Genomic DNA, 9,091 nt, shown 5'->3' with positions numbered 1-9,091 from the left:
GATACAATCTGCATAAAGGTCCCTGCTTTCTGTTTTCGATATTTCGCACACTGTGCAAAATGATACTGTAAAAAATACGCATTTCTTCTTCCTGCGAAAGTAATTTTTCTTTCGTAGGTAATACACTATATTTACATTTATATTATACCATGCATCTCTTTGCAAGGCAAACACTTGTTCTGTATCTATTAAAATAATTGGCACACCTAACTCATCACTAAAGTAACGAGAATGCGGTGTGCCGTTTTTCAATGACTGATCGTTAATAAACTCTGAAAATGCCTGCATCGCCGCCTCATGATCCAGTTTGGCAATTTTGTGTACCATCAGACCAAATGGTGTATCTCCAAACTCCCTCTGGTAGTCTTCCTTACCGCCAAGTTCCGTCGTGAGAATCCGCTCTAACTCCTGATAATCTCCCTGTGTCAGCTTAATATTGTGCGTTAATTTATGAATCGCCAGTGTGTTTCCATGTTCCCCGATATATCGATTAACCTTTTCCCGATAATCCTCAAAATCATATGCCGCATCTAACTGGACACCCTCCTGCTGATCGATAATGGAATCTGTCAAATGAGTCGTGATCGTCCTGCCCCCCTGATCTTGATCCAAAAACCTCATCAGTTCCCGCAATTTCTGCCGGACGCGTTCAAATTGAAGAACATCATTTACCTTCCAAAATTCATCCGTCTGAATTTCTTGTATAAAATCAAGTTTTTCTTTTACCTGAGGAATACTGATCTTGCGCGACAGCAAACCAGCAATCTCACAAAGCACCTTTTTCGCTCTCTTAAAAGACGGCATCTGTTCCATAGAAGCCAGCATCAGACCATACATAAAATTGTCAAACCGTTTAGCCAGCTCATCTTCATCATTCAAATGCACCAGCGGCGCAATATGCTGTAAAAGTTCTCCCTTATCCCCTTCACTGATCACGTCAAAATCCGTCTCTTGTTTAAATTTCTCCACATATTGTAATTTAAGCTTTACAGAAATCAGCTTCGGATCCAACTCCACAAGCTGATTATGGCATCCCGATATCAGTTCCTTCCGCCACTCTTCATAAGTACCTTCCGCATAGCAAGCTTCCTGCGGCAGAGAAATGAGCCGGATTTGTTTTCCAAAAATATTTTCACTTAAGGATTTCGTCTCCTTCGACACAAAACCTTCTATATGTTCACGAAAATATTCAAAATTCCCACAATAATCAAAAATCAGGAAACGTCTTTTATCTGTATACTCCCCGTCTATCGGATCCATGCAGGTAAGTCCCTTGCACAAACGAGTGCCGCGTCCAATCATCTGCCAGAATTTTGCCTTAGAACGTACCTTCTTAAAAAATACAAGATTTACACATTGCGGCACATCAATCCCCGTATCCATCATATCCACCGATACCGCAATAAAAGGAGGCTTATTTTCAACCTTGAAGTCATCAATTACAGTCTGGGCGTATGCATCATCACAAATTACCCTCTGTGCAAATATCCCCTTCTTTTCCGGATAAATATTGGGATATAGCTTGTTGAAGCGTTCCAGAATAAACTCCGCATGCTTTTTATTCTGTGCAAAGATGATTGTCTTTCCAATCCGATCGCCGCCAGCCACATGAATACCACGTTCCATCAGATCCTGAAGCACCATATCTACCGTCACTTCATTAAAGATAAACTTATTCATCGCCGCAGAAGGAATAAATTCTGGCATCTGACCATCTTCCACAAAATCGTCCTCATACCGTTCCTTATCCTTATCGAATAAATCATCATACGTAATTCCTTCATCCAGAAACTTCGTCTTTACCTCATAATTATAATATGGAACCAGCACATGATCCTGATAAACAGCCGTCTCATAATCGTATGCATACGTCGGCACACCATGTTCCATTTCAAAGAAATCATACGTATTCCGATCCACATCCGTTTTCGGCGTAGCCGTCAGACCAACCATGATTGCATCAAAATACTCGAAAATCGCCCGGTATTTCTTAAAAATACTGCGGTGGCTTTCGTCAATAATAATCAAATCAAAATGTGCCGGTGTAAACAAGCGGATGCCATCCTTATTTTTCGTATCATCAATCGCATTTAACATCGTCGGATAGGTTGAAAATACGATACGTGCATTCCGATCATCTTTATTGGTACACAGATTGCAAAGTGACATATCCGGCAGATAATTCTTAAAATCATCCTTTGCCTGTTTTACCAAGGCAGTCCGATCCGCCAAAAAAAGCACATTCGTCACATATTTTCCACGACTCAAAACATCCGTCAAGCTGGAAGCCGTTCTTGTTTTACCAGTTCCGGTTGCCATCACAAGCAAATGTTTCCGATAACCGCGCTGTATCTGTTCGCACACCGCCCGGATCGCTTCTTTTTGATAATAACGATCCGTGATTTTATCATCAATCGGAATCTGCATTAAATCCTTATGTTCCGAACGTCGGTTCATCATCTTCTGCAAATCATCTTTACTGAAAATGCCACTGACCGGACGCTGTGGAGAAGTCTTGTCATCCCAGAAATACGTTTCAAATCCATTCGTCGTAAACATCATCGGTCTGCGGCCAAACTTCCGCTCTAAACAATCCGCATACAGCATAACCTGTTTCCGACCAACATTCGGATCCTTGCTGGTGCGCTTCGCTTCCACCACCGCCAGAGGGCTGCCATCCTTTCCAAACAGGACATAATCACAATAAACGGCAGCTTCCCCCATGTATTATAATCAACCGAGAAACGGAAACTCGGCTCATGAATCAGGGACTGCAAATTGTCCTTGTACGGCATTTGCATCGTATTATCCGCAGAATAGATCCATTTTACCGCCAATTCCAATGCCTTTCTGCATCCTACCGCGCACATTGCAGGGGCGGATGCATATACCCGTTCCGCTTCCATCACCGCTGGCGCAAATAATGCATATTCTTTTGTATTCTTTAAAAATTCAAAGTTTGACATAAGATCCCCCCTATTTGGAAGTATTCTTCTTTTTCTTTGGCGCTGTCAGCTCATAGCTTAACGCAAGTAAATTTTTAATCGGCTCATCCAGCCCCGCATCCCCCAGCAAAACACTGATCCACTTCTCCTTGTTCATATGGTATGCCGGAAAATATCCTTTCTGCCCCCGCAAAGAACCTATCAGCATCGGATCACTCTTTAGATTTATAACATCTATGATATTATCATCCTCCAACCCCAGCTTACTCCCTGCAACACTCAAAATCACGCCATACCATTTATCATTATCCGCCCGACGCAGCACTGCGTTCGAATCCTTCCACGGATATTCCGCTTCCGTGCCATATTCCTGTTTTACCCATTGAAATAATTCTTCTCTAGTCATTTTGGTGAAACGCCTCGCTTTCGGTTTCAAGGTAGAATATATTTGTTATTTGCAATGTTTGTATTTGTGTAAATGTGTTTTTATAGTGCAGTATGATATTCTGTTTCAGCGACAATTTATCCTTTTACAAAAGCCACCCCAAAAGCTCTCTCTCGAACACCGCCAACGCCCGCTTCACATACTCCCTCCGCGCCGTTTCATCCACAAGCGAAACCGCGCACGAATTCATCTGCTTAAAATCTGGCACTTCTGCCTCTTCGCAGTGGCGTTTTCCGTTCGGATAACACCAGGCAAACCACCAGTCCTCCGGCAGAATTATTTCCTTTTTGAGATACCTGGATGCCTCCTGCTTAAGCCCGTCGGTTATATCATCTACCTGATAGCCTTTCGAAAAGCCATCCTCGGAGCTGGCTTCTTTATCAAACAGGCAGAATCCCGCAAACAAATTATGTTCTACCTCAATCCGAAACCAGAGTTCCAGACCCGCTTTTTGAAATTTTGCCTTTTTTACCACATAATTCAATCCAGGATAGGTGCTGTAACAATCATAAAATTTATCATGCTGTGAATTCTGATAGGAATAATATCCACTATCCTTTTCTAATTCCAAACCATATTTTTCTATAATCGGCTGCATCTGCTGCTGAAATTCTTCAAACACCTGGCGAATCAGCCGCACCTTTGCCTTTTTCATTGATTTTTCAATCTCAATTCCGGCAAGAAATTTTTCCGGCGATTCGTACAATGCCTCAATCACTTTATCTGCCACTTTCTTCTCTCTTTCATCCGCTATGCTATGTACCGCATCCAAATATTGCTCCATCACTGCTCGAAATGGCTCTTTTAAATTTTGCAATTCACCTTCCAGCCACCGATAGATATCTTCTGCCCATGAAATACACTGGATTTGCCCTAATGGTAATAAATTTCCTCCGCCTTTCTTCTTCCGGCTGTACTCAGATGGCGGAGTTCCAAAACGGGTTAGATATATCAATCGGGAATTTTGTGCCATCTCAAAGTAATCCGAACACTGTCCTTCCTGTTCCCCCGCATAGATTTTTACCTCGATCGGAATCTGATACTCCGCATTCCGTATGAAAATATCAATTCTTCTCTCTTTATCAATCGGGTACTCTTTGACTACCTCCGTATGCAATAGCAATGTATCGCTTACCGGATCCATTTTCAACACATCTCGGATAAACGATTTCAGAAACCGGATTCCGCAGCCATGCATTCCCTCCGGGTTCAGCAGATTGGTCAAAAAACGGCACATGATCACTTCACGGCTCTGTATCTCTAATACATCAAAAATGTTGTAGGCTGATAATTTCTTATGAAATGGTATGTTTTTACAGTTTGTATGAATTTGCGATAGTAAATCTCTATATGTTTCCATTTTTCATTCTCTGGCGATTCCCGTTTGTCTCACTTTTCATTTATAAAACGACTTCTTTTTATCTATCATACCATAAAAAACACGGTTCTCACAGACTCTATCCAAGGCATCCCTCCAACTTTCTTCACACCAAATCATACCTTATCCTGAATTATTCCCTCTTCAAAAAATCAATGACAATTACGAAAAAATCGTCCTTTCCTTGAATCCCGGAATGGACTCTTCCTATGATGGCATAAATCTAAGAATTTAATTGACTGGCTGATTTCAGAATAAACTTGAAAAAGAATGTGCCTTTTTGTGTAATAGAGAATTCCAAGGAATTTCCTATTACACAAAAATAGCGGCGGTCTGCACTCATCATGCAGGACCGCCGCTGAAATTGATTCTATAAAGTTACTTTCTCATAATGATCTCATCACGTCCCGGACCATTGGATACCATGGTTACCGGTACGCCAAGCTCTGCCTCGATCGTCTCGATGTAGTTGCGGCACTCTGCCGGGAGATCTTCGTATTTCTTGATTCCGCGGATATCACATTTCCAGCCCGGAAGTGTCTTCAGAACCGGTTTTGCTTTCTCCAGCTTGTAGGTTACCGGGAAGTCTTTAACAACTTCGCCGTCGATCTCGTAGCCCACGCAGATCGGGATCTCGTCCAGATATCCCAGAACATCCAGAACGGTCAGAGCCACTTCGGTCGCACCCTGGATGCGGCAGCCGTAACGGCTTGCTACTGCGTCGAACCAGCCCACACGTCTCGGACGTCCGGTGGTTGCGCCGAACTCGCCCTTATCACCACCGCGGCGGCGGAGTTCGTCTGCCTCATCACCGAAGATCTCGCTGACAAATGCACCTGCGCCGACTGCACTGGAGTATGCCTTTACAACGGTTGTGATCTCTTTGATCTCATACGGCGGGATACCTGCGCCGATAGCGCCGTAAGCTGCCAGAGTCGAAGAAGAAGTAACCATCGGATAAATACCGTGATCCGGATCTTTCAAGGAACCTAACTGACCCTCAAGAAGGATGTTTTTGCCCTCTTTGATCGCGTCATGCAGATATGCAGATACATCGCATACATACGGTTCTACCATCTTCTTGTATTCCATCAGCTCTGCCAGAACCTCATCCGGGTTCAGCAGCGGTTTATGGTACAGATGCTCTAACAGGACATTCTTTGTCTCGCAGACACGCTGTACTTTATCTTTCAGAGCTGCCTCGTCCTCGAACAGTTCGCTGACCTGGAAACCAATCTTCGCGTATTTGTCAGAGTAGAATGGCGCGATACCGGACTTGGTGGAACCGAAGGACTTGCCGCCCAGACGCTCTTCCTCATACGTATCAAACAGAACATGGTACGGCATCAGGATCTGTGCACGGTCCGATACCAAAATATGCGGCATCGGAACACCCTGAGATACCAGGCTTTCCAGCTCTTTTACCAGAAACGGGATGTTTAATGCCACACCATTGCCGATGATGCTGGTTGTGTGTCCGTAAAATACACCGGACGGCAGAAGGTGAAGTGCGAAACGACCATAATTGTTGATAATCGTATGACCTGCGTTGCTTCCGCCCTGAAAACGGATAATGATGTCGGATTCCTTAGCAAGCATATCGGTAATCTTACCCTTGCCTTCGTCTCCCCAGTTAGCTCCTACTATTGCTCGTACCATGAATTTTCCTCCCTCAGAAGAATATAAATACTTTTCGGCATGATCGAAAAACGATCATGCCTTCTTACTGTATAATCATACACAACTTTTCTATATAAGTAAAATCAATATTATTTATAAGCTACATAATTAACACTTATACTATTGATGCTCACACATATGCCAGGCAATGTAATTTGAAAAACCGCTACTTTGCAGCTCCTATTTTTCTCATGTGGTTACCTTCGCCAGCTGCTTAAAAAGCTTCGCAGCCGCTGGGGACATCCAGGCTTTCTCAGCTGCCACCAGACAAAACTCACGGGATGGCATCTCTTCGTCAAATTCCAACGCAAAAACATCCCCATTTCCAAGAGCCTCCGATGCAAAATCCGACATCAGACAGCCGATTCCCAGATTCCGCTTAACAAACTGGACAATCATCTCACTGGTGGCCAGTTCAAACTCCGGCTCCAGCCGAACCCCGCGCTTTGCCAGAAACTCATCCATAAAGCGGCGCGTACTGGTATTGCGCTCCAGGAAGATGCAGGGGCAGTTCAACAGCTCTTTATATGAAAGTTTTCTACCCTTTAACTGGGCTGCGTATTTGGGTCCGGCTATAAACACATTGCGGATCTCCTGAACCGGAAAACTCTTTACCGCCTGCTTGGTCTCAAAAGGTGTGCTGACAATACCGAAATCAATGTGTCCCTGATAGAGTGCTTCAAGGGTCTCGGGCGTCGGACCGTTTGAAACCGTCACCTTGATATTCGGATACTGCTCATGAAATTGTTCCAGATATGGAAGCAGATAAAACTGGAGTGTCATATCGCTCGCGCCAATGCGGATCTCGCCCGTTTCCAGGTCCTTCATGCGCCGCAGCATCGTCTCCCCGTCCTGTATCGCATCAATTCCCCGTCTGACATACGACAGAAGCAATTCTCCCTCGCTCGTCAGCTTCACGCCGCGCGATGTCCGCAAAAAAAGGCGGCAGCCAAGCGCGGTCTCCAGTTGTCGGACCGCCTGGCTGACCGCCGGCTGGGAAATGCAGAGTGCCTCTGCGGCCGCCGTGATGCCGCCGCATTCGCACACGCTGCAAAATACCCGGTAATACTCCAGATTCACACTTCCATGTAAATCCTGTTTAGACATTAATCTCTGCTTTCACGCCCAGATCTTCTTTATTTGCATCCAGAATCGGCTGGATTACCTCTGCCAAGAACTCATCTACCTGCTCTTTTGCACGGCCGGTGTAGCGCTCCGGTTTCATCGCTGCTTTCAGGTCATCTAAGGACAGATTGAACGCCGGATCCGCTGCAATCAGCTCGAGAAGGTTGTTATCCAGACCTTTCTCTTTCACATTCTTTCCAGCTTCCATCGACAGAGTACGGATCTTCTCATGCAGTTCCTGACGGTCACCGCCTGCCTTTACTGCATCCATCATGATATTCTCGGTTGCCATGAACGGAAGTTCTGCCATCATGTGTTTCTCGATAACCTTCGGATATACAACCAGACCGTCAACAACATTCAGGTACAGATCCAGAATACCATCAATTGCAAGGAAGCCTTCCGGAACACTCAGACGCTTGTTCGCAGAATCATCCAATGTACGCTCAAACCACTGGGTAGATGCAACCATCATCGGGTTCATCACGTCTGCCATCACATAGTTAGCCAGGGAAGCCATACGCTCGCTTCTCATAGGATTTCTCTTATATGCCATAGCGGAGGAACCGATCTGATTCTTCTCGAAAGGCTCTTCTACTTCTTTCAGATGCTGAAGAAGACGGATATCGTTGGAGAATTTATGGGCACTCTGTGCAATACCGGCAAGAACATTTAATACACGTGTATCCTGCTTACGGGAATAGGTCTGTCCGGATACCGGATAGCAGCCATTAAAGCCCATCTTCTCTGCGATCATCTGATCTACCTTGCGGCACTTTGCATGATCCCCATCAAAGAGCTCCAGGAAGCTTGCCTGTGTACCGGTTGTTCCCTTGGAGCCAAGGAGACGTAAGGATCCAAGCACATAATCCAGATCATCCAGATCCTGCTTAAGCTCCATCATCCACAGAGTTGCACGCTTACCGACGGTGGTCGGCTGTGCCGGCTGGAAATGGGTAAACGCCAGGGTCGGCTGTGCTTTATATTTATCAGCAAATTTAGCCAGTTCATCCAGAACACTGATCAGTTTCTTACGTACCAGCTTCAGGGCCTCTGTCATAATGATGATATCGGTGTTATCTCCTACGTAGCAGGAAGTTGCACCCAGATGGATGATTCCTTTTGCTGTCGGGCACTGTACGCCGTACGCATACACATGGGACATAACATCGTGGCGCACCAGTTTCTCACGCTCTTTAGCAACATCAAAATTGATTTCATCCTTATGTGCTTTCAATTCATCGATCTGCTCCTGCGTGATCGGAAGGCCAAGCTCCTTCTCCGTCTCTGCCAGCGCAATCCAGAGTCTTCTCCAGGTGCGGAATTTCTTGTCCGGGGAGAAAATATACTGCATCTCCTTACTTGCATAGCGCTCGGAAAGAGGGCTTACATATCTGTCATACATGGCTAATTTACCTCGCTTTCTTTTTTCAGGGTATGGAAAATAGTCTCTTTCGCAGCCATTTGAAGGTGTCACCGACACATTTTCTCAATATCCTACCTGCAAATTATAATACA

General features: G+C 44.9%; 5 protein-coding genes and 1 pseudogene. All 6 read right to left on the bottom strand.

From position 1 onward, the window contains the following. Nucleotides 1–249 precede the first annotated feature (249 nt). Nucleotides 250–2,966: pseudogene (locus PG862_RS12055) on the bottom strand (type I restriction endonuclease subunit R); the annotation flags it as partial. Nucleotides 2,967–2,976: 10 nt separating this feature from the next. Next, on the bottom strand, nt 2,977–3,351 hold the full coding sequence (locus tag PG862_RS12050; protein WP_107001522.1) for an MmcQ/YjbR family DNA-binding protein: 375 nt from the start codon (nt 3,349–3,351) through the stop codon (nt 2,977–2,979). A gap of 124 nt (nt 3,352–3,475) precedes the next feature. Continuing rightward, the gene (locus tag PG862_RS12045) at nt 3,476–4,750 is read right to left on the bottom strand and encodes a PDDEXK-like family protein (RefSeq protein ID WP_270707528.1); all 1,275 of its coding nucleotides are present in this window, start codon (nt 4,748–4,750) and stop codon (nt 3,476–3,478) included. 396 nt (nt 4,751–5,146) lie between these two features. Then, nucleotides 5,147–6,427: an adenylosuccinate synthase gene (locus PG862_RS12040; RefSeq protein ID WP_107001526.1), complete on the bottom strand. Its 1,281-nt coding sequence runs from the start codon at nt 6,425–6,427 to the stop codon at nt 5,147–5,149. A 210-nt stretch (nt 6,428–6,637) separates the two neighbouring features. Further along, a complete protein-coding gene (locus PG862_RS12035) occupies nt 6,638–7,555 on the bottom strand; it encodes a LysR family transcriptional regulator (protein WP_118481727.1) in 918 nt (305 codons plus the stop codon). Then, complete coding sequence (gene purB / locus PG862_RS12030; RefSeq protein ID WP_270707527.1) at nt 7,548–8,978, bottom strand: adenylosuccinate lyase; 1,431 nt, start codon at nt 8,976–8,978, stop codon at nt 7,548–7,550. The genes PG862_RS12035 and purB overlap by 8 nt, the downstream gene beginning before the upstream one ends. Nucleotides 8,979–9,091: the final 113 nt, after the last annotated feature.

This window comes from Clostridium fessum (assembly GCF_027698965.1).
Classification (GTDB): domain Bacteria; phylum Bacillota; class Clostridia; order Lachnospirales; family Lachnospiraceae; genus Otoolea; species Otoolea fessa.
Note: the sequence above shows the minus strand (reverse complement) of the source record. Positions and strands in the feature narration are given on the sequence as shown.

What these genes read in the sequence shown, in the direction of transcription:
- PG862_RS12040 (WP_107001526.1), bottom strand. Translation starts at nt 6,427, where the DNA reads ATGGTACGAGCAATAGTAGGAGCTAACTGGGGAGACGAAGGCAAGGGT.
- purB (WP_270707527.1), bottom strand. Translation starts at nt 8,978, where the DNA reads ATGTATGACAGATATGTAAGCCCTCTTTCCGAGCGCTATGCAAGTAAG.
- PG862_RS12045 (WP_270707528.1), bottom strand. Translation starts at nt 4,750, where the DNA reads ATGGAAACATATAGAGATTTACTATCGCAAATTCATACAAACTGTAAA.
- PG862_RS12035 (WP_118481727.1), bottom strand. Translation starts at nt 7,555, where the DNA reads ATGTCTAAACAGGATTTACATGGAAGTGTGAATCTGGAGTATTACCGG.
- PG862_RS12050 (WP_107001522.1), bottom strand. Translation starts at nt 3,351, where the DNA reads ATGACTAGAGAAGAATTATTTCAATGGGTAAAACAGGAATATGGCACG.